The following is a 24620-nucleotide window of genomic DNA, read 5'->3' on the forward strand; positions in this document are numbered from 1 at the left end:
GGCACGCTTTGGCAAGAGCGCGGCCCTAGCAGCTCGGCGTCGACAACCCGAAGCATTCGATCATGGTCACTGAGGATGTCGTACACCTGTTCTAGTGTCGGGTCATGGTCGAGGAGTTGGCGCAGGCAGACGACGCGGTCGCCGCCTGCGTCGACGCCCCCGCCTGGGCCCTGCCGGAGCCCGAGCTGATCGCCGCACTCGACGCCGCGCACCGCTTGGAGCGACGCCTCGCCGCCGTCAAACTCACTCTCGTCCGCGAGCTCGACGGCCGCGGCACGCCCCGCGCGCAGGGGGCCTCCTCCACTGCGGTCTGGCTGCGCGAACGACTGCGACTCACCATCCCCGCCGCCCGCCGCCTGATCGACCTCGCCACCGCTTTGGACACCGGCAACCCCCGCATCCGACAAGCGCTGACTGATGGCGCCATCAACCTGGACCAGGCCGAGGGCATCGCCGACACCGTCGACACCGTGAACACGTCGACCGACGCCGAGACCGCCGACAAAGCCGTCGGTGTGCTCGTCGGCTGGGCCAGCCAGTTCGACCCCACCCACCGGCGCAAACTCGGCACCCGCATCCTCGACCACGTCGCCCCCGACATCGCCGACGCCGCCGCCCAAGCCGCCCTCGACGCCGAAGCACGCCGCGCCACCCGCGACCGACACCTCACGTTGTCCGAGCAGACCGACGGCCGACTGCGGCTCACCGGCACCCTCGATGCCGAAACCGCCGGCCTGTTCCGCGCCGCCATCGACCCACTGAGCGCACCCTGCGGCCCCGACGACACCCGCTCCCCCGGGCAACGCCGCCACGACGCCCTCGCCGACATCTGCCGACTCGCCCTCCGGACCGACGAACTGCCCGACAGCGGTGGCGACCCGGCACAGATCGTCGTCACCACCAGCTACGACGGGCTGACCCTGCAACTCGGTGCCGGCGCACTCGACATCGGCCTACAGCTCACCCCGGACACGGCGCGCCGGCTCGCCTGCGACGCCACCATCCTGCCCACCGTCCTCGGCGGCACCGGCCAAGTCCTCGACGTCGGGCGACAACGCCGACTCATCACCGGGCCGCTACGCCGCGCCCTTGCCCTCCGCGACCGCGGCTGCGCCTTCCCCGGCTGCGACCGACCACCCCGCTGGTGCCACGCCCACCACATCCACCACTGAGCCGACGGCGGCACCACCAACCTCGACAACGCCGTCCTCCTCTGCGGCCACCACCACCGACACCTGCACCACAGCGACTGGACCGTGCAACTCGGCCTCGACGGCCACCCCGAATTCATTCCACCCACCTGGCTCGACCCCGAACAACTCCCCCGCCGCAACCACCACCACCGACGAACGTAAGAGCAGCCAGCCGACGCCAACCAGCTCCTCAAGCCGGACAACCACGTCCGCGCGTGGTCCCGGGCGTCCCACGCCTGCCGGGGGCGCACCACCGCCCGCCTCAGGATGTCGCCAGCCGCCAGGCGTGGACCAGTGCTGGCACGTCGGGGTACCGGGCGGCCGGCGCCTGCCTCGCTGCTCGTTCCACGACCCGGCGCTGCTCGCTAATGCCCCGCTAGGGCTTCGGTGCATTTGGCCGGCAATCCTGAGGACCGCGCCAGCCCTCTGGCGAATCGAGCAGGTGGTGCAGGGTACGGCCGAGGGCGTGCACTGTGGTCCGTTCGTCGATGAGCGAGCCGCTGGCGAACTCCTCCGCTGCCATGTAGCGGCGTGAACCTGGCAGCCGATCCGCCGCGAGCACGAACGGACCGGGCCGGTACTCATCGAGGTCGATCAGCCGTATCCGGCTGGCGGCGAAGTCGTACAGGAAGCAGCCGTCGTAGAGGTCGACCGCGACCAGGCCGGCGGCGCTGACGGCGAGGTGGGCGTCGAGGATCGCGTCGAGCGCCACCTCGATCTGCGGGACCGGCAGGTGTTGGAATCGGGTCAGCCCGCTGCGGTCCACGCCGTGCGCTGTGGCGTGGTTCAGGACGCTGCCGTCGTACCAGGGGTAGACGAGCGTCGGACCCGCCACGCCGTGGACCGTCCGGATGGGACGGACGATGGCCGGGTGGCGGACGGCACGGGTAACCGACCAAATGGCATGAATCCCCCAGGTCGGCGCTCCCAAATGACGCGCAAAGTACCCGTTGTGTTACGAGCTTGTTTCCAAGATGACAGCGAGGTTACGGGTGCTTCTCGATGATCGGTACCGATCCTAGGTTTCGGCCACCGTCATCAGTCGTGGCGGCCGGCACCGAACGTGGAGGCAACGACGTGCCACAACCGAACGCACATCGGACCGGACGGGCCAGGTACGGGGTCAGCATGCTGGCCGCCGTGGCGCTGACCGCGGCCGGCCTGACCAGCCTGCCCGCCAGCGCTACCGCCGCGCCGGCCGGCAGTGGGCCGACCGCCCGCTACCTCGTCCAGCTCGCCGAGGAGCCGCTGGCCACCTACACCGGCGGGGTTCCCGGGATCGCGGCCACCAAGCCGGCCGACGGGGCCAAGCTGAACCGCACGTCCGGGAACGCCAACGCGTACCGGGATCACCTGCGCCGGCAGCGTACGTCGGTGCTGGACCACGTCGGTGTGCCGGCCGAGCGCACCCGCGTCACCATGGAGACCGCGTTCAACGGCTTCGCAGCCGACCTGACCGGGCCGCAGGCCGCCCGGCTGCGGGCCACCAGCGGTGTTCGCGCAGTGTACGAGAGCCAGAAGGTGCACGCCGCCACCTCACACACCCCCGACTACCTGGGCCTGACCGGCAAGGGCGGGGTGTGGAAGAAGGAGTTCGGTGGAGACTCCCACGCCGGCGAGGGCGTCATCATCGGGGTCATCGACAGCGGTTACTGGCCGGAGAGCGCGAGCTTCGCGCCGCTGCCCAGCCCGCGCCCCGATCAGGCCGTCATCGACGCCAAGTGGAAGGGCACCTGCGACGTCGGCGTCGAGGCGCCGGTCACCTGCAACAACAAGGTGATCGGGGCGCGCTGGTACAACGACAGCGGCATCGCCGACTCGTTCCCGGACGACTACTCCTCGCCGCGCGACCGCAACGGCCATGGCACCCACACCGCCAGCACCGCGGCCGGTATCCACGGCGTGCGGGCCACGTCGGGCACCCAGGACCTGGGCATGATCTCCGGCATGGCGCCGGCCGCGCGGTTGGCGATCTACAAGGCGCTGTACGACAACGGTGCGGGCGGTGCGACCGGCACCGACATCGACATCGTGCACGCCATCGACGACGCGGTCGCGGACGGTGTCGACGTGATCAACTACTCGATCGGTGACGACACCGAGCGGTTCGGGGCTGTCGACGCGACGTTCTTCAACGCCGCCGCCGCCGGAGTGTTCGTCGCTGCCGCCGCCGGCAACTCCGGCCCGTTCGCCAACACCGTCGACAACTCGACGCCCTGGCTGACCACTGTGGCCGCGAGCACTACCGATCGGCTGAACACTCGGAAGCTCACCCTCGGCAACGGCACCACCATCGCCGGTGTGGGCATGGGCGAGACCGGCGTCGGGCCGGCCCGACTGGTCTTCGCCAAGGACAGCGCAATCGACCCGGACGGCGCCTACGGTGCCGGCCTCTGTGCCGACGACACGTTGGATCCGGCCAAGGTCAAGGGCGCTATCGTGCTCTGCCTGCGCGGCGAGATCCCGCGTACCGACAAGAGCATCGAGGTGGCGCGGGCCGGCGGCGTCGGCATGGTGCTCTACAACGACGAGCTGAACTCCCTGAACGCCGACGTGCAGGCAGTGCCGACCGTGCACATCAACGAGGTCGATCTGGCCACTGTCACCGCGTACGTCGCCAAGGGCAACGCCACGGCGACCATCTCGCCGAGCGAGCTGGAGACGGTCGAGGCGCCCGCGGTCGCCGCGTTCTCCTCGGCGGGCCCGTCGAACCTGAACGCTGGTGAGCTGCTCAAGCCGGACATCAGCGCGCCCGGTCAGGACATCGTCGCCGCGTTCTCCCCGTCCATCGGCGGCAACGACTTCGCACTGGAGTCGGGCACCTCGATGGCGGCGCCGCACATCGCCGGCATCGCCGCCCTGCTGCTGGCCAAGCACCCCGGCTGGTCGCCGGCGGCGGTCCGCTCGGCGCTGATGACCAGCGCGGTGGACAAGACCGACAAGGGCAACCCGATCAAGATCGGCACGTACGACGCGACTCCGATGAACTACGGCGCCGGCCAGGTCGAGCCGGGCAGCGCCTTCGACCCCGGCCTGGTCTACGACTCCAACCAGCAGGACTGGATCCAGTACCTGTGCGGGGTCTCCGCCGACCGTGGCGGTGACTACGGGCTCGGCGACCTGGACGGCTGCGACACGGTCGGCGCGACCGACACGGCACAGCTCAACTACCCGTCCATCTCGCTGGGCCGGATGGTGGGCAAGCAGAGCGTGACCCGTACGGTCACCAACGTCAGCGACAAGACCAGCACCTACTCCTCGTCCGTGCAGGCCCCGCCGGGCTACCAGGTCAAGGTAACCCCGAAGAAGCTGCAGATCCGTCCGGGCAAGAGCGCCCGCTTCACAGTTGAGGTCACCAACACCGGTGGTGCGTTCGACACCTGGGCCGACGGCTCGCTGACCTGGCGCGACCAGTTCAAGCACTCGGTACGCAGCCCGCTGGTAGTGCGCAACTCCGGGTTGGTCGCGCCCGACGCCATCACCGGCAAGGGCACCTTCGGCAGCGTCCCGATCGCCGCCGAGGTCGGCTACCAGGGTCAGCTGATCTCCCAGCTCTCCGGCCTCACCTCGGGCACCAGCAACGTGGTCACCCTCACTGGCGACGGGCCGAGCTGGGACTGGAGCACGTCGAACAACCTGCCGGTGCCGCTGCCCGCGTCGATCAGCAGGACCACTCTGCACGTGCCGGCCGGGACCCGCAGCCCACTCGTCCAGGTGACGTCGGAGCGGCCCACCTGCTCCCACATCGACTGGGACGACGAGGAGGGGGTGATGGAGTGCACCGAGTTCAGCCTCAACGTCTATGACAAGTTCGGGAAGTTCGTCACCGCCACGGCCAGCGGCCGGGACGGCGCCAAGGTGACACTGCCGGACGGCGCCGGGGACTACATAGTGGTCGTCGAGCAGGAGTTCACCGAGAACATCACTGACGGCGCGAACGCGTACACGGTGACCAGCTACCTGCCGGGCGCGCCGGGCACCTCCACCGGCAGGTTCACCATCGACCCGAAGCAGCGCAGCGTGCGGCCGGGCGCGACGGCGAACCTGACTCTGCGCTGGTTCGGTCTCGCCCCGGGCCAGCGTTACCTAGGGGTGCTGGAGTTCCGCAACGGTGACGGCTCGCTGAAGACGGTGCCGGTCACCGTCCAGTCCTGACCGTTCCGACGGGTCGGCGGGCCGGCGTGTGACTCAGGTCACCGCCGGTCCGCCGGCCCACCGTCGGGCCGGGCAGAGGTGATCTGCTCGGCCCACGGTGATCGACGGCGGCGAGGACAAGACACGGGGCGGTGGGAGCCCGACTCCCGTCCGCTCCGAACGTCTGCGCGGGCCCGTCGAGTTCGTCGGCCGGGCGGCGGAGCTGGCCCGGTTACGCCGGCTCGTCGCAACCCCGCCCTGCCTGATCCTGCTGGAGGGTGAGCCCGGGATCGGCAAGAGTCGACTCGTCGCCGAACTGCTCGCCGAACTGCCCGGGCGGCACCTCATCGGCGAGTGCGACGACGTGCCCGAACCCTTCCCGCTCGGCGTGCTGCTGGACGCGATCCGGGGCGGCGCCGACCGACTCGGTCCGCTCAACCCGGTGGCTGGCGCCCTCGCGCCGCTGCTGCCCGAACTGGCCGACGTACTGCCGGACGCGCCGCCCCCGTTGACCGACCCGGCGGCCGAGCGACATCGCCTGCTCCGCGCCGTCGCGGCGGTGCTCGCCGCGCTGAGCCCGGCCACGCTGTTGCTTGAGGATCTGCACTGGGCGGACCCGGCGACCTGCGAACTCCTCGCCTACCTGAGCACCCACCCGGTGGAGGGGCTGGCCGTGGTGCTCACGGCGCGTACGGCGACGCCGGGGAGCAGCACATCGATCCACGACGCCCTGGCACGGACTCCCCCGTGGAGCGTCACGCGCGTCGCGCTCAGCCCGCTGGACGCCGACGACGTACGCCGGTTGGCGGCCCGCACCCTGCGCCTCGATGACCCGCCGCAGCAGCTGACCGCCATCCTGCTCGACCGCACCGCTGGCATTCCGTTCGTGGTCGAGGAGGTGCTGCGGACGCTCGCCGAGCGGGGCGGCGACCCGTTGGCCGACGACAGCGTCCCGTTCGTCCTGCGGGACGTGCTGCTCTGGCGGCTGCGCCCGCTCGACGAGGCCACCCGGGAGGTGCTCGGCGCTGCGGCCGTACTGGGGATGACGCCCGACCAGCGCGTCCTCGCCTCGGTGCTCAGCCTGGACCGGGTGGCGATCGGCGCGGCGTTGACGACCGCGCACCGGGCGGGCCTGCTGCACGACGCCGGGGACGGCCTGCGGTTCCGGCACGACCTGGCCCGACAGGTGGTGTACGACCTGGTGCCCCGGGAGAGCCGGGAGTGGCTGCACCTGCGGGTGGCGCGGGTGTTGGAGCAGGAGCTGCCGAGGCCGGTGGCCCAACTGGCGCACCACTACCGTCGGGCCGGCAGCGGGGCCGACTTCGTCCGCAACGCGGAGGCGGCCGCCGACCTGGCCACCGAACGCGGCGACGACGCGACAGCCGCCAGTTTCCTGCTCCAGACGATGGACATCGCCGAACTGCCCCGGCCGGTACGGGTGCGGCTCGCCGCCAAGTTGGGCCGGTCGGCCATCGACGGGCTCAGCCAGGCCGAGGCGATCCCGGTGCTGGAACGGCTGCTCGCCGACCGACGGCTGCCGCCCGGCGCCCGAGGTGAGCTGGGTCTGGTGCTCGGGCGGATGCTGCGTCAGCAGGGCGAGGCGCTGCGCGGGTACACCGAGATCGAGCGTGCCGTGCCGTACCTGCGCGCGCCGCGCCGCAAGGCCCCGGCGCTCGCGGTGCTGGCGGCCCCCGACACCGTCGTCGGCCGGCACGTCGACGACCACCTGGCCCGCTGCGCGGAGGCGGAGACCGCCGCCGCGGCCAGCGGGGATCCGGCGGCGCACCTCGCGGTCCGCATCGCCCGAGCCTCGCTGCTGCTGGAGCTGGGCGACCCGGCGGTCTGGGCGATCATCTCCGAGTTGCGCGCGTCCGCCGACCTGGCCGACCGGCCCCGCGAACACGCGCGAGCCTGCCTGAACTGGGCACAGGGCGCGCTGCACGCCGGTCACCCGGAGCAGGCCGAGGCGTTGCTGGCGGCCGGTCGGGCGCTGGTCGACGAGACCGGGTACGAGCGGCTGGCGTCACTGGTGGAGGCGACCGAACTGTCACTGGACCGGGCCGCCGGCCGGCTGGACGGGCTCGCCGAGCGGCTCAGCCGGTTGGTCGCCAGCGCCGAGCGGATGCCGGTCACCCTGCTGGACGCGCGGGCCGAACTGGCGACAGTGCTGGCCCGTACCGCCGGCACCGAAAGCGGGAGGCACGACCAGGTGGAATCGGCCGAACGGGCGCTGCGCGAGGTGATGGTCGACGCCCGGCGGGTGGGTGCGATCTGGCCGCTGGTGCAGGCGCTCTCGGCGCTGGCCCGGCTCACTGTGACCGGGCGTCCGGACGAGGCCGTCCGGCACGCGGCGGAGGCGTTGGTGCTGGTACGCGGAAAGGGCATCCTGGCGTGGGCCGCCGAGGCCGTGTTGGTGCTGGCCGAGGCGGCGACCGCTGCCGGTGATCCGGGGCGGGCCGCTGGAGCGGTGGCCGAACTGGAGGCTGGGATAGCGGGCCGGGACGCGCCGCTGGCCCAGGCCGCCCTACGCCGATGCCGGGCACTCGTCCCGGCCTGAGCCACGCTGGCGGAGTGGCGGGCCGTCCGGTCGACGGCCCGCCACAGTGGATCACAGGGTGACCTGGTGCACCCTGTCGTCCACGCCGCGTACTGCCAGCCAGGCGCTGCCGTTGGCACCGGCGGCGGCCCCGGGAGCACCCCGGAACGCGTCGGTGGCGAACTCACCGCGTCGGAACCAGCCGCCCCAGGCCCCGTCGGCCAGGTTGCGCTGCCAGAGCCGATTGTCGGCGGCCAGCGCGAACAGGTAGACCCGGCCGGAGGTGGCAAGCAGTGTCGGGCTGCCGCTGGTGGTACCGCCCAGGTTGGTCCAGGCCGACCAGGTGGTGCCGGTCCGGCTGCTCCACCACACCTCGTCGGTGCGGCTGCGGACCGCCACGTGCAGCACGCCGGCATCGTCGACGACAGCGCTCGGCCGACCGTAGAACGGCCGGTTCTCCGGAGCCCCGACACCGGTCCAGCCGGCGTTCGGCGTACGCGACCAGAGCTTGCCGTCGGCACCGCGGGCGACCAGCGTCCACTGCGTCGGGCTGGTCCACGCCACAGTGGGCGCGTCGGTCAGCGTGCCACCGAGGCTGCGCCACGGCCCCCACCTGCCGGCCACGTAACTGCGCTGCCAGGCGGCGTTGTCGGTGCCGCGGACGAAGACGTCGAGCCGCCCGTCGGCGGAGCCGTACGCCGACGGCTGACCGAGGATCCGGCCGGCGACCGGGCCGCCGAGCGACGTCCAGCGCGTGCCCCACGTCGTACCGGTGCGGGTGTTGACGGCCAGCGCACCGGAAGCGTCGCGGACGAAGGCGGTGGCGTGGGTGTCGTCCACCCGGACCAGCGCCGGGCTGGCGCTGGCGGTGCCACCGAGGTCGGCGCCGGCGACCTGGTCGGCGCCGGTGAGGCCGAGCATGGCCACCCCGTGCGCCGGCACCTCGACGGTGTACGAGCCGGTGAACGGCTGTACGCCCGGGCTGCCCGGCTGGGCGTCGACGTTGGAGCGGGACCACAGGTCGCGGACCTTGACCGGACCGCCGAGGGCGACGTCGGCGAAGTTCACTGTGATCTGCTGGGCGGTGTCGTGTCGATTGAGCAGCGCGACCGCCCGCTTTCCGGATCCGCTGAGAACCTTGCTCCACACCTGCGCGTCGGTGCCGGTGTCGGCGACCTTGACGCCCTGCCGGACCAGCGGGTCCTGGTCCACCGCGATGATCTCCGGGTTGGTCAGCGCCGAGATCATCTCCTTCGGCAGGCCACGCGGGTCGGATCCGATCACCAGCGGCGCGGCCATGATGGCCCACATGCCGAGTTGCGTCTTGGACTCGTCCAGGCTCAACTCGTACCCGCCGTCGGGTAGCGGGCGCATCGGCAGCAGGTAGTCCGGGTCGTTGTAGTGCCCCGGCCCGGTGGCCGCCGGGTGGTACGCGTTGACGTCCATGTTGCGCAGCACCCACGGGTACGCCCACTGCGGGGACGGGTCGGTGAGCCCCACGTCCGTGTAGGTCCGCCAGGAGTCGGCGATGGTGGGCGCGTACGTGTAGCTCCAGGTGGAGAGCTGCTCCGGGGTGTACGGGCCGCCGCCCCAGTCCGAGCTGACCGGGTTGCAGATGTTGAGCAGCATCGGTCGGGGCGACTGGCGTACCGCCTCGGCCAGTTCCCGGAAGGTGGTCTCCGGGTCGAGGCCGGCGGCCCGGCCGCAGAGCCAGTCGGCCTTCAGCGCGTCGAAGCCCCAGCCGGCGAACTGGGCGATGTCCGCCCGGTAGTGGCCGTTGCTGCCGAGCCCACACTGCCCCGGCAGGTACGGCCCGGCGTCGGTGTAGATGCCGGCCTTCATGCCCTTGCTGTGGATGTACGCGGCAAGCGCGGCCATTCCACCGGGGAAGCGGGCCGGGTCGGCGACGAGCTGACCGGCCTCGTTGCGAGGGGTGGGCGCGGCCCAGTTGCCGTCGATCCACACGTAGGTGTAGCCGGCGTCCCGCAGGCCACTGTTGACCATGTGGTCGGTGACCGACCGCACTTCGGCCTCGGTGGGGTCGCCACCGAGACCGAAGTAGGTGTTCCAGCCCTGGTAGGGCGTCGGGGCGAGCCCGCTGTTGAAGAAGGTCGGCGCGCCCTGGTCCTCGGCGCCGGTGGCCGCCGGGGCGTTACCGGGGCGGCCGGGCCCGTGGCCGGCCTGTGGTGGGTCGGCGTGGGGTGGGCCGGCCATCGCCGGCATCGGGCTGGCCAGGCCCAGGCCGAGCACGGCCAGGGCGGCGGTCAGCTGTCGGTTCAGGCGCATGGAGGTACTCCTGTCCCTCGGGGGTGGGGGTGGTGGTGCTCCGATCTCAGTCGCGGGTCAGCACGATGAGGTCGGCGTCGTGGGTCGCGCTCCACTGCACGGGCAGGCCGACAGCGGCGAGGTGGCTGCCGGAGTAGTGCCGGTCGCCGTGCGAGTAGCGGGCCGCCGGGTCGAGGCCACGCAGTGGCAACCGGACCGGGCGGGACGGAAGCAGCCCGGCGCCGTCGAGCCGGCCGGTGTGCCAGGCCAGCACGACGATCTGGTTCTCGTCGGGCGCGGTGTACTGCACCGCACAGCGGGCCTGGTCGGGGCCACCGATCAGGTGCACCTCACCGCGCGTGACGACGTCCCGGATCTCCTTGTAGCGGGCGATCCAGCTGGCCGCCTCGGCCCGCTCGGCGGGGGTCCATGCCCGGATGTCCGCGCCGATGCCGAGCACACCGGCCATCGCCAGGACGAATCGGAACGCCAGCGACCGGGGTCGGGTGTCGAACAGGCCGGGCGCGTCGGTGACCCATGAGCTGAGCAGGTGTGGGGCGTTGGCGTGCAGGAAGCCGTACTGGATGGCCAGCCGGTCCAGCGGGCCGGTGTTGTCGCTGGGCCAGAAGACGTCGGCCCGTGCGGCCATCGCCAGGTCGGTCCGCGCGCCCCCGCCGGCGCACGCCTCGATCAGCACACCGGGATGGTCCCGGCGCAACCGCTCGTAGATCCGGTGCAGGTTGGCGACGTGCGCGCCGTCCAGGTCGAGCGGACCCAACCCGCCGGACCGACCCGGCTCGGTACGCGGCCTGTTGAAGTCCCACTTCAGATAGTCGATGTCGTACCGGCGCAGCAGACCGTCGACTGTGGAGTGGACGAACTCGGCGACCTCCGGCCGGCCCAGGTCGAGCAGGTACTGGTTGCGGACCGGCGTGAGGGGCCTCCCGTCGACGGAGTAGACCCAGTCCGGGTGCTCGGCGTACAGGGACGACTTCGGGTTGACGCACTCCGGCTCGACCCAGAGCCCGAAGTTCAGCCCGAGCGCGCGGACGTCGGCGATGAACGTGTCGAACCCGGCCGGAAACTTCGCCGGGTCGGGCGTCCAGTCGCCCAGGCCGGCGGTGTCGTCGTCGCGGCCCACGAACCAGCCGTCGTCCACGACGAACGTCTCCACGCCCAGCTCGGCGGCGATCCGGGCGAGCGCGAGCTGACTCTGCGCCTCGACGGCGAAGTAGGTCGCCTCCCAGGAGTTGTAGAGCACCGGGCGAGGGCCGAGCCGGTCGGCGGCCAGCAACCGCTGGTGGGTGTGCCAGACCCGGGCCAGCCCGTCCAGGCCGTCCGGGCTGTACGCCCCGGTGGCCACCGGCAGTGTCAACCGCTCGCCGGCGGCCAACTCCAGCGGGCCGTCGACCAGCTGACGGCCGACCCGGACCCGGGTCAGGCCGCCGGTGTCCCGCTCGGCGCTGATCTCCCACGAGCCGGTCCAGGCCAGCGCCATCCCCCAGGCCGGACCGGCCGGCTCGGCGGTGTCGCGCACGGCCAGCCAGGGCACGTGCAGATGCCCGGGTACGCCCTGGGAGCTGCCGATGCTGAACGCGCCGTGGCCCAGCTCGACGTGGGAGAGCTGGAACTCCTGCTCCCACTGACCCCACTGGTGGCTGAGCAGCGCGCCGTGCGGCGTCGGTACGCAGAACCCACCCGATCCGGCCCGGACGACCCGCAGCGCGCCGGTTCCGTCGTTGGCCAGTTCGACCCACCGCTGCACCACGTCGGTGCCGACGGGCACCCGGTAGTGCACTGTGGCGCGCAGCCCGGTGACCTGGTCGGCGAACTCGACGGCCAGCTCCCGCTGGTCGGCGTCGATCCGCGCGTCGGTGTGCACGAAGCCCACCCGGCGCTGCCCGTTCGAGGTCTCGATCACCAGGTCGGCGCCGGTGAACGGGCGGTCGGCGTCGGTGGCGTACTCGATGGGGGCCGCGTCCCCGGCGGTGAGGAACGGGACCGGGCCGTCGTAGGCGACCGGCGAGGGCCCGTCGGAGACGCCGTGCGACCCCCACGCGTCGAGTTCCAGCCACCGGCCGTGCGCCGGCACCGTCACCGTGTACTCGGTGTGCGTGCCCCGCAGCGTCCAGCGCTGCCCGGCCTCGGCGGTCACTTGACCGCTCCGAGCGCCAGACCGGAGACGAAGTGCCGTTGGAAGCGGAGGAACACCGCGACGGTGGGCACGGCCGCGATGACGGTACCGGCGGCGATGACGTTCCAGGACGAGACGAACTGGCCCTGGAGGGCGAGCAGCGCCGGGGTGACCGGCATGTTGTCATCGGTACGCAGCACGGTGATCGCCCAGAGCAGGTCGTTGAAGATCCAGGTGAACGAGAGCGCCCCGAGGGCGGCCAGCGCGGGTCGGGTCAGCGGCAGCATCACCTTGGTGAAGATCTGCGCCGTGCCCGCGCCGTCGATGGTGGCCGCCTCCTGGATCTCGCCCGGCAGGTCCCGCATGAAGCCGTGCAGGACGAACGTGTAGAAGCCGAGCCCGAAGCCGACCTGCACCGCGATCAACGCCCAGAGCGTGTCGTACAGGCCGGTCAGCTCGCTGAACTTGGCCACCGGAATGAGCAGGATCTGCGGTGGAAGCAGGTTGCCGGCGAGCATCAGCAGCAGGATCGTGCGCCGCCCGGGGATCCGGAAGCGACTCAGCGCGAACGCGGCCATCGCGGCCAACCCCAGGCTCAGCGCCACCGACGGGACGGTGACCAGCATGCTGTTGATCAGCGCGCGCAGCTCGCCGCCGTCGGTCCACGCCTGCCGGTAGGTGTCCAGCGTGAACGATCGGGGCAGGCTGCCCACGCCGTGCGCGGCGATGTCGTCGAACGACCGGGTGGACATCACCACCACCCAGAGCACCGGGCCCAGCCAGAGCAGCGAGAGCAGGATCATGCCGGTGTGGAAGGCCCCGGTACGGAGCTTGTTCATGACGCTTCCTCCCGGAACGCGCGGACCAGGTAGCCGAGGATGACGGCCAGCGCGAGCACGAAGATCACGACAGCGATCGCCGAGGCGTAGCCCAGCCGCAGGCTCTGGAACGCTGTCGAGTACATGTAGGTGCTGAGCAGTTCCGACGAGTGGTACGGCCCGCCCTTGGTCAGCGACCAGACGATGTCGAACGACCGCAGCGAGTCGATCACGATGACCGACAGCACCACCGCGTTGACCCCCTTGAGCTGGGGGATCGTGACGTGGCGTAGCCGCTGCCAGGCGTTTGCGCCGTCCATCCGGGCCGCCTCGTGCAGCGCCGGGTCGATCGCCTTCAACCCGGCCAGGAACAGCACCATCACGTACCCGATCTGCCGCCACAGCGCGGGCAGGATCACCGCGTACAGGGCGGTCTGCGGGTCGGCGAGCCAGGGCCGGATCAGCTGCTCCAGGCCGACCGCCCGCAGCAGTGTGTCGGCGACGCCGTCGGGCTGGTAGAAGACCCGCCAGACCAGCGCGGTCACCACCAGCGAGAACACCACAGGGGTGAACAGCGCCGCCCGGTAGAAGCCGACAAAGCGCCGCTCCTTCTGCAGGACGAGCGCCATGCCGAACCCGCCCAGCACGGAGAGGCCGCCGAAGAGCACCAGCCAGATCACCGTGTTGACCAGCGCACCCCGGAAGGTGGCGTCGCCGGCCAGCTCGACGTAGTTGTCGGCGCCGACGAAGGTCGGCGGTGTCATCCCGTCCCAGCGGGTGAGGGAGAACCAGAAGCCCTGGATCGCCGGCCAGAAGACCCAGACGCTCTCGACCGCGAACGGCACGAGGACGAACGCCACCAGCAGCGGCGACAGTCGAGCCGACCGTCGCCGCCGCCGGGTGGGGGTGACCGAAGTCGTGGAGATCGTTGCTGTCACGTCAGCCCTTGAAGACCTTCTCGGCGCCGGCCTGCCACTCCCGCAGGATCGCGTCGATCTGGTCCGGCTTGTCGATGAACTTGGTCAGCGCGGTGTCAGCGGTCGGCTGGAGCGCGTCGCTGGAGTCGCGGTTGAAGAACTGGGTCAGCTCCTTGGCCTCGTCCAGCATCGCCTTTCCCTTGACCACCAGCGGCGAGTCCGACGCCTTGGCCTTGGGGTTGGCCGGCAGCACGATGCCGGAGCTGGCCTTGACGTACGCCTCCTGGGCCTCGACCCCGGAGAGGTAGCTGAGCAGGGCCTTGGTGCCGGTCGGGTTGGCGGTCTTCGCGCTGGCGAAGAAGCCGTCGGTCGGCGCCTCCTCGGCCAGCGGCACCGCCGGGTCGATGATCGGGAACCGGAAGAAGTCCAGGTCGCCGAGCGCGTCCTTGGGTGCGGCGTCGGCGAAGAACGTGCCGATCAGGAACATGCCGGTCTTGCCGGCCAGCAGCGCGGTGGTCGCCTCCTGGAACGGGTACGCCTTGCCCTTGGGGTCGAAGTAGGGCAGTGCCTCGCGCCAGCGGGTGAAGACCGCCTTGACCTTCGGGTCGTCGAAGCGCTGCTTGCCGGCGAGCAGCTCGCGGTGGAACGGCGCGCCGTTGATCCGGATGTTCAGGTAGTCGAACCAGGCCGAGGCCACCCACGGGGTGTCGCCGAGGCCGATGCCGATCGGCGGGACGCCCTTGCTCTTCAGCGTCTCGCACAGCGCCAGGAACTCGGTCCAGGTCTTCGGCTCCTGCACCCCCCACTTGGCGAAGTTGGACTTGCGGTAGAAGAAGCCCCACCAGTAGTTGTTCATCGGCACGAAGATCTGCTTGCCGCTGGCGTCGGTGGAGAGGGTGCGCAGCGACTGGGGGTAGCTGTCCAGTGACTTCCACACGTCGGAGACGTCCAGCAGCAGGTTCTTGCTGGCGTAGTCGTTGGCGACCGAGCCCGCGTACCAGGTGTAGAGGTCCGGCGGGTTGGCCGAGGTCAGGTAGGTCGGCAGCTGGGTCCGGAAGGTCTCCGAGGCGATCGTGTTGAGACTCGCCGTGCCCTTGCCCTGCGCGTTGAAGGTCTCGATCAGCTTCTCCATCGCCGCCTTGGCCTGCGGCGAGGAGAGATTGGACTGGATGGTGACAGCGCCCGAGCCGTTGCTCGTGGTCGGCCCGCTGGCGGAGCTGGCGCACGCGCTGAGGAACGAGCTGGCGCCGAGCGCGCCCAGTCCGGCGAGCCCAAGGTGGCCAAGGAATCGCCGGCGACCGGGGTCGAAGTCGCTCACGGAGGTATCCCTTCCTTTACGACACTCAGCGTCACCACGCGATGTGTCGTCCATGTGAATGCTGTGACCAGAAGGTTGCATCGGCCGTCGCCGGCTGTCAAGATATCTTCGTAATTAATGATTAGACGAGACCAAGGCGAGGGTCAGGTGGATCAGCTTATGCGTCGGCTTGAGGGAAAGAACGCGCTGGTCACCGGTGCGATGGGTGGGATCGGCACGGCCATCGCCCGGCGACTCGCCGCCGAGGGGGCAGCGGTCGCGCTGCTCGACGTGACCGATTCGGCCCCACTGGCCGAGGAACTGACAGCGCGAGGCGACCGCGCACTGTCCGTAGTGGGCGATGTCAGCGACGAGGCCGACTGGACGGCCGCCGTGAGCGCCGTACGGGACCGCCTCGGCCCAGTCGACATCCTGGTCAGCACCGCGTACGCCGTGCGGGTCGCCCCGGCGCACGAAACCAGCCGGCAGTCCTGGGACCACCAACTCGGCGTCAGCCTCACCGGCTCGTTCCTCGGCGTCCGCGCCTGCCTGGACGACCTGCGGGCGCGCTCCGGTGCGGTGGTGCTGATCTCCTCGGTGCACGCGCTGGTCGGGTTGCCCGGCCGGCCCGCGTACGCCGCGGCCAAGGGCGGCCTGGTCGCGCTCGGCCGCCAACTCGCCGTCGAGTACGGCCCGCAGGTCCGGGTCAACACGGTGCTGCCCGGGCCGATCCTCACCGCCGCCTGGGCCGACGTGTCCGAAGAGGACCGTCAACGCAGCATCGCGGAGACCGTCACGAAGCGCTTCGGCACACCGGACGAGGTGGCCGCCACCGTCGCCTTCCTCGCCTCGCCGGACGCCGCGTACGTCACCGGCGCGAGCCTCGTGGTGGACGGTGGTTGGACAGCGGTGAAAGCCTCGGCCTGAGAGATCGATACCGACCAGCGAAAAGGCCAGGAGCATTGGCACAGTACGCACGCCGCGGCGTCCACGGGCAGACAGTCGAAGCGATCGCCCGTCGCATCCTCACCGGCGAGATCGCCGCCGGCGCGACGTTGAACATCGTCGCCTTGCAGGACGAGTTCGACGTCAGCCTCACCGCGCTCCGCGAGGCGCTGAAGGTCCTCTCGGCCAAGGGCATCGTCGACGCCCGACAGAAGCGCGGCACCTTTGTCCGGCCCCGTGCGGACTGGAACCTGCTCGACGGTGACGTGATCCGCTGGCAGTTCGCCGAGGGCACCGACCAGCGGTTGCTGGACCAACTGCACGAGGTGCGCGCCATCATCGAGCCGGCCGCCGCACGGCTGGCCGCCACCCGCGCCACCGAGGACGACCTGACCGCCCTCGACCGGGCGCTGGCCGAGATGGCCCAGGCCAACGGTGATCCCGCCGCCGCCATCGCCGCCGACCTCGCCTTCCACCGTGCGCTGCTCACCGCCACCCACAACGAGCTGCTGGAGCGGATGGAGGTCGTGATGGAGACCGGGCTCGCCGAACGGGACCGGCTGGTGCACGGTGGCAGCCCGCACGACGACCCGGTGCCCAGCCACCGCGCTGTGGTCGACGCGTTGCGCGACCGGGACGAGACGACGGCCGAGACCGCGATGCGTCAGTTGCTGGACAAGGCCGTCCGCGACGTCGAGAAGGCACGGGGACGAAGGGGCAGTCAGTGAAGATCGAGCGGATCGAGACCTTCCTGGTCGCGCCACGGTGGTTGTTCTGCCGGGTGGAGACCGACGACGGGTTGGTCGGGTGGGGTGAGCCGGTGGTCGAGGGCCGCGCCGAGGTGGTGCGCAGCGCGGTCGAGGTGCTCTCCGAACATCTGATCGGTGCGGACCCCCTGCGTATCGAGCAGCACTGGCAGGTGCTCACCAAGGGCGGCTTCTACCGGGGCGGCCCGATCCTCTCCAGCGCGGTCGCCGGCCTCGACCAGGCACTCTGGGACATCGCCGGTCAGGCGTACGGCGCGCCGGTGCACGCGCTGCTCGGCGGGCACGTGCGCGACCGGGTACGGATCTACTCGTGGATCGGCGGGGACGAACCCGGTGAGGTGGCCGACGCCGCCGCCGCGCAGGTCGCCGCCGGCCTCACCGGAGTCAAGATGAACGCCTGCGGGCGGCTTTCGCCGATCCCCACCTCGGCCGAGGTGGACGCGGTCATCGGCCGGGTGGCCGCCGCCCGCGAGGTGCTCGGCCCCGACCGGGACATCGCCGTGGACTTCCACGGTCGCGCCGGAATGGCCGCCGTCCGCCGGATCCTGCCCGAGCTGGCCGCCCTGCGCCCGTTCTTCGTGGAGGAGCCGGTCCTGCCCGATCAGGCTCACCACCTGCGCGACATCGTCGCCAGCACGCCCATCCCGGTGGCCACCGGCGAACGGCTCTACGGCCGGTCCGAGTTCCTCGGCCCGTTGCAGGCCGGGGTCGCAGTGGTTCAACCGGACCTGTCGCACGCCGGTGGGATCTCCGAGGTCCGCCGGATCGCCGCGCTGGCCGAGACGTACGGCGCCCTGCTCGCCCCGCACTGCCCCCTCGGCCCGATCTCCCTGGCGGCCAGCCTCCAGGTGGCCTTCGCGACGCCGAACTTCCTGATCCAGGAGCAGAGCATCGGCATCCACTACAACGCCGGCTCGGAGTTGCTGGACTACCTCATCGACCCGGAGCCGTTCCGTTTCGTGGACGGGCACATCGCCCGCCTCGACCGGCCCGGTCTGGGCATCACCGTCGACGAGACCGCGGTCCGCAAGGCCGCCCAGACCCCCCACGCCTGGCGCAACCCGGTCTGGCAGCACGCCGACGGGTCCTTCGCCGAGTGGTGACCGGCGTGCGGCCGGTGGCTCTGCGGGCGTCGTACGACGCGGCGCACGGCGGTCGGTGGACGAGTCTGCGCGGCGGCGGCCGGGAGTGGCTGTGGCGTGGCCCGGAACCAGGCCGGCACGAGGTACGCCCCGACGGCGCGTTCGTCGACGCCGGCGGTCTGGAGGAGTGCCTGCCCACAGTGCGCGGTGAGCCCGACCACGGCGAGGTGTGGTCGCGGCAGTGGCGCGACGGCGGCCCCGGCACCGCGGTCATCGAGCGGCCGACGTTCACCCTCACCCGCCGGATCACCGACTTCGCCGGCGTGGTGGCGGCCGACTACCTGTTGGCCGCCGACCCCGGGTACCGGTTCGTCTGGGCCGCGCACGCCCTGCTCGACCTCTCCCCCGCCGCCCGCCTCGACGCGCCCGCCGGCACCCCGACCCGGCTGCACCCGGAGGCCGCCGCGCTCCTGCCACCGGGCGGCTGGCCCGCCGGCGAGCCATGGTTGACCGGCCCGTGGCCGGCCCCGGCCGGGCTGACGCTGGACACGTTCGGCAGGGACGACGGGACGGCGCTCGGCGCGGTGCTGCTCGACTGCGCCCGGGTCCAGGTCATCGACGGAGCCGACCGGCTGACTCTGGAGCTGGAGTGCGCCGACCAGCCCCGCGGCACCGCCCTCTGGCGCAACCTGGGCGGCTGGCCGGCGAACGGCCCCTACCGCAGCGTCGGCATCGAACCGATGCTCGGCGCGGCCTTCGACCTGGCCGACGCCGGCCCCTCGGACGCGGCGGTCGTCCCGCCCACCGGCGAGGTCACCTGGCGACTCACCATCTCCGCCCACCGCGACCACTGAGGACACCGGAATGAACCTGCTCGACGAGCTGCGTACCCATCGACTGTTGGCCATCGTGCGCGGCCCGGACCCGGCCGCCGCCCTGACCGCAGTGCTCACACTGGCCGAGAGCGGCGTCGCAGTGGTCGAGGTCTCGATGACCAGCACCGACGCGCTCGGCGTCATCCGCCGCGCCCGGGCCGCCCTCGGGCCCGACTTCGCCCTGGGTGCCGGCACCGTACTCAGCGTCGAGGACGCCCGCGCGGCGGCCGACGCGGGCGCCGGCTTCCTGGTCACCCCGGCCATCGCGGCGAGCCTCGCCGAGGGCGGCCGGCTCGGGCTGCCGGTGCTCGCCGGTGCTCTCACCCCCACCGAGGTGGTGCGGGCCACCGACGGCGGGGCCACCGCGATCAAGCTCTTCCCGGCCTCACTTGGCGGGCCCGACTACCTCGGCGCCCTGCGCGACCCGTTCCCCGGTACCGCGTTCGTGCCGGTCGGCGGTGTCGACGCCGACGGCGCTCGGCGCTACCTCGAGCGGGGCGCGACAGCCGTCGGCGTCGGTTCGCCGCTGCTCGGCGACGCCGTCCGAGGCGGCGACACGACGGCGCTGCGCGAGCGCGCCGCCGCCTTCCTCGCGGCGGTCCGGCCATGACCGACCTGCTCACCCTCGGCGAGACGATGGCGGCGTTCCGCACCACCGGCCCACTGCGACTGGGCGGCACCGCCGGTATCTCCGTCGCCGGATCCGAGTCGAACGTGGCGATCGGCCTGGCCCGGCTCGGCCACCGGCCGGCCTGGGTCGGCGTCACCGGCGCCGACGAGCCCGGCGAGCTGGTCCGCCGCACGCTGCGTGCCGAGGGTGTCGACCTGACCTGGTCCCGCGTCGACGCGACCGCCCCCACCGGCCTGATCCTCTTCGAGAATCGGGTCGCCGACATCAACCGCGTCACCTACCACCGCGCCGGGTCGGCCGGCTCCCGCCTGGGCCCGGCCGACGTGACCCGGGCCTTCGACGCGCCCGGGCCACCACCCCGGCTGCTGCACGTCACCGGCATCACCTGCGCTCTCGGCGTCGAGCCGTACCAGGCGGTGGTGGAGGCCGTGCGCCGCGCCCGCGTCGCCGGCAGCACGATCTGCCTGGACGTCAACCACCGCAACCGGCTCTGGTCGGTCGCCGAGGCCGCCGCCGCGCTGCGCCCGTTGCTGCCCTCGATCGACCTGGTGATCGCCTCCGACGACGAGTTGGCGGTGCTGACCGACGCGACCGATCCGGCATCGGCGCTACTCTCGGCCGGCGTCGCCGAGGTGGTGGTCAAGCACGGCGCCGATGGAGCGACCAGCCACAGCGCCACCGGCACCATCCACCGTCCAGCCCGGACGGTGCCGGTGGTGGACACCGTCGGCGCGGGCGACGCCTTCGTCGCCGGGCTGCTCTCCGGCTGGCTCGACGGCGCCGACGCGTCGGCCCGACTGGACCGGGCCGTCACCACCGGCGCGTTCGCTGTCGCCACCCGGGGCGACTGGGAGGGCCTGCCCGACCGGGCCGAGCTGGCGCTGCTCGACCACGGCCCCGGCGGTACGGTCCGCTGACGATCCTTTGGAGGAGCACCATGGAGCTGACCGAGCCGACCGTCTGGAGCACCGACCGGCTGGAGTTGGGTGAGGGCCTGCGCTGGGTCGACGACCGACTGGTCCTCGTCGACCTGCTGGCCGGGCGACTGTTGGAGACCGACGGCGACGCCCCGAACCCGCTGCGGGAGCTACGCCGCCTCGACGTACCGCTCGGCGCTGTCGCCCCGGTGGCCGACCGACCCGGTGAATGGCTGGCCGCCGCCGGGACCGGCGTCGCGGTGCTGCCCGCCACCGGCGACCCCCGACCGGTCGCCGAGCTGGTCGCCGACGCGCCCGAGCCGACCCGGATGAACGACGCGGTCGCCGACCCGCACGGCCGCTTCTGGGCCGGCAGCATGACGTACGCGATGGTGCCCGGCGGAGGCGCGCTGTTCCGCCTCACCCCGGGCGCCGAGCCGGTCCCCGCGGTGACCGGGCTGACCATCCCGAACGGGCCGGCGTTCGACGCGACCGGCACCACCATGTACCTGGCCGACACCCCGCGCGGCGAGATCGACCGGTTCACCGTCGACCCCGCCACCGGTGACCTGAGCGGGCGGGAGCCGTTCCTGCGGTTGTCCCCCGCCGACGGCGGCCCGGACGGCATGACGCTCGACGCGGCCGGGCACCTCTGGATCGCGTTGTGGGGCGGCTCCGCGGTACGCCGCTACCGGCCCGACGGGACCCTCGACCGGGAGATCCGGCTGCCCGCCACGCAGCCGGCCGGCATCTGCCTGGGCGGCCCCGACCTGCGGCGACTCTTCATCGGCACCGCCCGGGTGGGGCTGGACTCGGCGGGCCCCCAGGACGGCGCGCTGCTCGCGGTGGACGTCCCGGTGCCCGGCCTGCCCGCTGCGCGGGCCGGCGCGCCAGCGAGCTGACCGGAGGCATATCGGACGGCAGGGCGGGAACAACCGCACCGAAGCGCGGTAGCAGCCGACCGGTAGGGAGCGAGCCGATGAGCACAGTGGGGCGGACGTCGTGAACGGGCCGGTCGGCGACGAGCCGATGGGCGAGCTGGAGCTGGTGCACACCTTCACCGGCCCGATGCCGACCGGGGTGAGCGTCTCGCACCAGGGCCGGATCTTCGTCAACTTCCCCAAGTGGGGCGACGAGGTGCCGGCCACAGTCGTCGAGCTGCGCGACGGTCAGGAGATGCCCTACCCCGACCAGGCCTGGAACGACCCGTCCGGCAACGACGACGCGGGCGCGTTCGTCTCGGTGCAGAGCATCGTGGTGGACCCGGCCGACCGGCTCTGGGTGCTCGACACCGGCAGCCCGATGTTCCAGCCCACCAAGCCGGGCGGCCCCAAACTGGTCCGGATCGACCTGGACACCGACACGGTCGCCCAGGTGATCACCTTCCCGACGGACGTGGCGCTGCCGACGACGTACCTCAATGACGTCCGCTTCGACCTGCGGCGGGGCGAGGCGGGGGTCGCGTACATCACCGACTCCGCCGACTCCGGGCCCAACGGGATCATCGTGGTGGACCTGGCCAGCGGGGCCTCCTGGCGGCGGCTGCACGACCACCCGTCCACCAAGGCGGAGCCGCTGACGTCGTTCCGGCCGGTGGTGGAGGGCCGACCGTTCCTCGAACGGCCGGCCGACGGCCCGCCGAAGCCGGTGAGCATGGGCTCCGATGGCATCGCTATCTCCGCCGACGGCGATCGGCTCTACTACTGCCCGCTGGCGTCCCGACGACTGCACAGCGTGTCCACCGAGGCTCTGGCCGACCCGGGCGTCACCCAGGAGGCGGTCGCCGCCACTGTCGTCGACGAGGGCGACCGGGGCACCGCCTCGGACGGGTTGGAGAGCGACGACGCGGGGCGGCTCTACCTCACCTCGTACGAGCACAACGCGGTGCTGCGTCGACTGCCCGACGGCGAGTACGAGACGCTGGTGCACGACCCGCGACTGCTCTGGCCGGACACTATGTCGGTGGCCACCGACGGGTACCTCTACGTGACCGCCAACCAACTGCACCGGCAGCCGCAGTACCAGCGGGGCAAGGATCTTCGGCGCAAGCCGTACGCGCTGTTCCGCACCCGCATCGACGCCGGCCCGGTGCTGCTGCGCCGCTGAGCGGGCAGCGCGCCCGTCAGCGCAGTTTCGCGCCGATCTTGCAGATTCTGTCGCGACAAAGCAGGTCTAAGCCGGCAATTCGACGACACAAAGTGCAAGATCGCGGAGCGGGGGCACAGCGGGTCAGCTGACGGGCAGGGTGCGGTTCAGGAGGTCGAACAGGGCGGCCCAGTGACGTTCGGTGGCCTGCTCGTCGTACGCCGGGGTGTCGGCCATGGTGTAGCCGTGGTGCGCCCCGGTGTACACCTCGGAGCGGTAGCGCACTCCGGCGGCGTCGAGCGCCTCCTCCAGCGCGGCGATCTGCTCGGGCGTCATCGACTGGTCGGCGTCGGCGTGCCCGAAGTACAGCTCGCCGGTGATCGAGGCGACGCCCCGGTGTGGGCTGTCCGGCGCCTCGGTGACGATCCGCCCGCCGTGGAAGCTGGCGATCGCGGCGATGCGGTCCGGGTGCGCCTCGATGGCCCGCAGCGCGTTCGTGCCGCCCATGCAGTAACCGGTGATCGCGACCGGGCCGGGCCGGACGTCGTCGCGGGCGGCCAGGAAGTCGAGGAACGCGGCGGTGTCCCGGCTGATCACCTCGGGGGTCAACGCGCCGACCAACGGCATGATCTTCTCGAAGAGCGCGCCGCGCTGGTCGGCCTCGCCGAGGCGGGACAGGTCGAACAGGGGTGCCCTACCGGCCCGGTAGAACAGGTGAGGCGTCAACACCAGGTAGCCCTGGGCGGCGATTCGCTCGGCCATCTCGACCAGGCGCGGGCGCGGCCCGAAGGCGTCCATGAAGAGCAGCACCGCCGGGAACGGGCCGTCGCCGTCCGGTCGGGTCAGACTCGCGTCCGCCACTCCGTCACCGGTCGGGATGTCCACCGTCGTCGTCAGCACCGTGCCTCCTCGTACGCCGATCTTGGTCCGTTCGGAACGTTACTCGCCGGGCCGGCGAGTCCGGCACCGGTCCGTCAGGCAGGGACTACCGATCCCTGGACAAGACCACCCTGGGCGGTGGCCGAAGTCTGACCCAGTGTTGGTGGCGACCAATGAAGGACACCGTTGACCTGGGGGTTGTCGTGCTCGACCTGACCGTTCCGGAACTGACCGGAAAGCTCGCCGTGGTGACCGGCGGCAGCGACGGGCTGGGCCTCGGCCTGGCCACCCGGCTGGCGCGCGCCGGTGCCGAGGTGGTGCTGCCAGTCCGCAACCCGGCCAAGGGCGCCACCGCGCTGGAGGCCGTCCGAGCCGCCGCGCCGGGTGCCGTCGTGTCGACCCGGCCGCTGGACCTCGCCTCGCTGGGGTCGGTGGCCGCGCTGGCCGACACGCTGCTCGGCGAGGGCCGACCGATCCACCTTCTCATCAACAACGCGGGCGTGATGACCCCTCCCACCCGACATGCCACCGCAGAGGGCTTCGAGCTCCAGTTCGGCACCAACCACCTCGGCCACTTCGCGTTGACCGGACGGCTGCTGCCGCTGCTCCGGGCGGGGCAGGCCCGCGTCACCACGATGTCGAGCAGCGCCGCCCGCTCCGGCCGGCTGGACTGGGGCGACCTCCAGAGCAACCGCAGGTACGCGCCGATCCGCGCCTACAACGCCTCGAAGCTGGCCACCCTGCACTTCGGGCTGGAACTCGACCGGCGCAGTCAGGCCGGTGACTGGGGCATCGTGAGCAATGTCGCCCACCCGGGCACCACCATGACCAACCTGTACGCGTCCGGCCCCAATCTGGGCCGCAGCCGCCCCTCGCTGCACCACTCGATCATGGGTCGACTGGCCCACTGGGGGATCCTGGTGCATTCGGTGGATGCTGGGCTGCTTCCTGCCCTGTACGCGGCCACCAGCCCGCAGGCGCAGGGCGGCCGGTTCTACGGCCCGGACGGTCTGGGCCAGTTCACCGGCGCACCAACCGAGTTGACCGTCTACCGCTCGGCGCGCAATACCGACGACGCCGCCCGGCTCTGGGCCGCCTCGGAGCGGCTGGTGGGCGTCGAGTACCCCGGCAACTGACTGGGCGTC

18 protein-coding genes and 1 pseudogene are annotated in these 24620 nt (G+C 71.9%); 12 read left to right on the forward strand and 7 right to left on the reverse strand.

The window, feature by feature from the left end; genetic code table 11:
• The first annotated feature begins 104 nt into the window (after positions 1–104).
• Positions 105–1355: pseudogene (locus tag AB0C20_RS02290) on the forward strand (DUF222 domain-containing protein).
• A gap of 214 nt (positions 1356–1569) precedes the next feature.
• On the opposite strand, the gene AB0C20_RS02295 reads toward AB0C20_RS02290, so the two are convergent.
• Entirely contained in the window at positions 1570–2028 is a 459-nt protein-coding gene (locus AB0C20_RS02295; RefSeq protein ID WP_357186381.1) for a hypothetical protein, read from the reverse strand.
• Positions 2029–2321: 293 nt separating this feature from the next.
• Here AB0C20_RS02295 and AB0C20_RS02300 point away from each other — a divergent pair, with 293 nt between their 5' ends.
• Together AB0C20_RS02300 and AB0C20_RS02305 are read left to right on the forward strand one after the other, a co-directional pair.
• A complete protein-coding gene (locus AB0C20_RS02300; protein WP_357567046.1) occupies positions 2322–5348 on the forward strand; it encodes a S8 family serine peptidase in 3027 nt (1008 codons plus the stop codon).
• A gap of 97 nt (positions 5349–5445) precedes the next feature.
• Complete coding sequence (locus AB0C20_RS02305) at positions 5446–7884, forward strand: AAA family ATPase (protein WP_357567047.1); 2439 nt, start codon at positions 5446–5448, stop codon at positions 7882–7884.
• Positions 7885–7935: 51 nt separating this feature from the next.
• On the opposite strand, the gene AB0C20_RS02310 is transcribed toward AB0C20_RS02305, so the two are convergent.
• From AB0C20_RS02310 to AB0C20_RS02330, 5 genes are read right to left on the reverse strand one after another with little or no spacing between them, the layout of a single operon-like run.
• Entirely contained in the window at positions 7936–10149 is a 2214-nt protein-coding gene (locus tag AB0C20_RS02310; protein WP_357567048.1) for a glycoside hydrolase family 27 protein, read from the reverse strand.
• A 46-nt stretch (positions 10150–10195) separates the two neighbouring features.
• Positions 10196–12283, reverse strand: coding sequence for an alpha-galactosidase (locus AB0C20_RS02315; RefSeq protein WP_357567049.1), 2088 nt, complete (start codon positions 12281–12283; stop codon positions 10196–10198).
• Entirely contained in the window at positions 12280–13101 is an 822-nt protein-coding gene (locus AB0C20_RS02320) for a carbohydrate ABC transporter permease (protein WP_196920834.1), read from the reverse strand. Before AB0C20_RS02320 ends, AB0C20_RS02315 begins: the two co-directional genes overlap by 4 nt.
• Positions 13098–14018, reverse strand: coding sequence for a sugar ABC transporter permease (locus tag AB0C20_RS02325; protein WP_357186397.1), 921 nt, complete (start codon positions 14016–14018; stop codon positions 13098–13100). Before AB0C20_RS02325 ends, AB0C20_RS02320 begins: the two co-directional genes overlap by 4 nt.
• 1 nt (position 14019) lies before the next feature.
• On the reverse strand, positions 14020–15315 hold the full coding sequence (locus AB0C20_RS02330) for an extracellular solute-binding protein (protein ID WP_357567050.1): 1296 nt from the start codon (positions 15313–15315) through the stop codon (positions 14020–14022).
• Positions 15316–15474: 159 nt separating this feature from the next.
• Between AB0C20_RS02330 and AB0C20_RS02335 the strand changes: the two genes are divergently transcribed.
• The 8 genes from AB0C20_RS02335 (at position 15475) to AB0C20_RS02370 (ending at position 22617) form a co-directional block, all read left to right on the forward strand.
• Complete coding sequence (locus AB0C20_RS02335) at positions 15475–16221, forward strand: SDR family oxidoreductase (protein ID WP_357186403.1); 747 nt, start codon at positions 15475–15477, stop codon at positions 16219–16221.
• A 35-nt stretch (positions 16222–16256) separates the two neighbouring features.
• Positions 16257–16967 carry an FCD domain-containing protein gene (locus AB0C20_RS02340; RefSeq protein WP_357567052.1) on the forward strand — a complete coding sequence of 237 codons (711 nt, stop codon included), beginning with the start codon at positions 16257–16259 and terminating at the stop codon, positions 16965–16967.
• Positions 16964–18109 (forward strand): galactonate dehydratase, encoded by a 1146-nt coding sequence (dgoD, locus tag AB0C20_RS02345; RefSeq protein ID WP_357186409.1) that lies wholly within the window; start codon positions 16964–16966, stop codon positions 18107–18109. Before AB0C20_RS02340 ends, dgoD begins: the two co-directional genes overlap by 4 nt.
• 5 nt (positions 18110–18114) lie before the next feature.
• Positions 18115–18942 (forward strand): hypothetical protein, encoded by an 828-nt coding sequence (locus AB0C20_RS02350; RefSeq protein ID WP_357567053.1) that lies wholly within the window; start codon positions 18115–18117, stop codon positions 18940–18942.
• Positions 18943–18952: 10 nt separating this feature from the next.
• Positions 18953–19573, forward strand: a complete 621-nt coding sequence (locus AB0C20_RS02355) for a bifunctional 4-hydroxy-2-oxoglutarate aldolase/2-dehydro-3-deoxy-phosphogluconate aldolase (protein ID WP_357186416.1) — start codon at positions 18953–18955, stop codon at positions 19571–19573.
• Positions 19570–20511: a sugar kinase gene (locus AB0C20_RS02360; protein WP_357567054.1), complete on the forward strand. Its 942-nt coding sequence runs from the start codon at positions 19570–19572 to the stop codon at positions 20509–20511. The genes AB0C20_RS02355 and AB0C20_RS02360 overlap by 4 nt, the downstream gene beginning before the upstream one ends.
• Before the next feature lie 20 nt (positions 20512–20531).
• A complete protein-coding gene (locus AB0C20_RS02365; protein WP_357186422.1) occupies positions 20532–21413 on the forward strand; it encodes an SMP-30/gluconolactonase/LRE family protein in 882 nt (293 codons plus the stop codon).
• Between the two features lie 100 nt (positions 21414–21513).
• Complete coding sequence (locus AB0C20_RS02370) at positions 21514–22617, forward strand: L-dopachrome tautomerase-related protein (protein WP_357567055.1); 1104 nt, start codon at positions 21514–21516, stop codon at positions 22615–22617.
• A gap of 123 nt (positions 22618–22740) precedes the next feature.
• Here the strand turns inward: AB0C20_RS02370 and AB0C20_RS02375 are convergent, their stop codons facing one another.
• Positions 22741–23496, reverse strand: coding sequence for a dienelactone hydrolase family protein (locus AB0C20_RS02375; RefSeq protein WP_357567057.1), 756 nt, complete (start codon positions 23494–23496; stop codon positions 22741–22743).
• A 152-nt stretch (positions 23497–23648) separates the two neighbouring features.
• Between AB0C20_RS02375 and AB0C20_RS02380 the strand changes: the two genes are divergently transcribed.
• Entirely contained in the window at positions 23649–24611 is a 963-nt protein-coding gene (locus AB0C20_RS02380) for an SDR family oxidoreductase (protein WP_238683742.1), read from the forward strand.
• The last annotated feature ends 9 nt before the right edge of the window (positions 24612–24620 follow it).

The sequence above is a fragment of the Micromonospora sp. NPDC048843 genome, from assembly GCF_040649965.1.
Lineage (GTDB): Bacteria > Actinomycetota > Actinomycetes > Mycobacteriales > Micromonosporaceae > Micromonospora > Micromonospora hortensis.